The sequence below is a fragment of the Methylobacterium sp. WL103 genome (assembly GCF_008039885.1).
In the GTDB taxonomy this organism is placed as follows: Bacteria; Pseudomonadota; Alphaproteobacteria; order Rhizobiales; family Beijerinckiaceae; genus Methylobacterium; species Methylobacterium cerastii.
Window position 1 is genome coordinate 1 of record NZ_VRUX01001263.1, and the last position, 473, is coordinate 473.

At 75.5% G+C, this 473-nt stretch carries 1 pseudogene; it reads left to right on the forward strand.

The features are described from left to right. Positions 1-189: 189 nt before the first annotated feature. A pseudogene (locus FV222_RS28920) lies at positions 190-473 on the forward strand (N-acetyltransferase); the annotation flags it as partial.

A 473-nucleotide genomic window follows, 5' to 3' on the forward strand; every position in this document is an offset into this window, starting at 1 on the left:
CGCCGGCGCGGTCGGCGGGTCGGTCGGCCTCGCCTACGAGCCCGAGGGGGTGGTCTGCCGCGTCGAGGCGCCGCTCTCGGGCTTCGAGGCCGCCGAGTAGGGCCCTGGGGCGCGGCACGAGCGCGGGATGAGACCGCCTCGCCAAAGCGTCTCTTTCGGGAACCGCCACCCGATCCCACATCCGTGCAGATGCTTTTCCGCCGCGCGAGAGCCGACAGCTTGAGCGACCTGCCCGGTCTGGAGACCGCGCGCCTGACGATCGACGGGCTGACGCCCGACGACGCGGAGGCCCTGCGCAGCCTCACCGACGACCCGGCGATCACCGGCGCCGTCGACTTCCTGCCCGCGCCCTTCACCCTGGCGGACGCCCGCGCGCTCATCGCCTCCGGGCGGCGCGGCGAGGACCGGTTCTTCGGCGCGCGGACGCGCGAGGGCCGGACCCTGGTCGGCGTCTTCGGCACGCACCTGCGCGG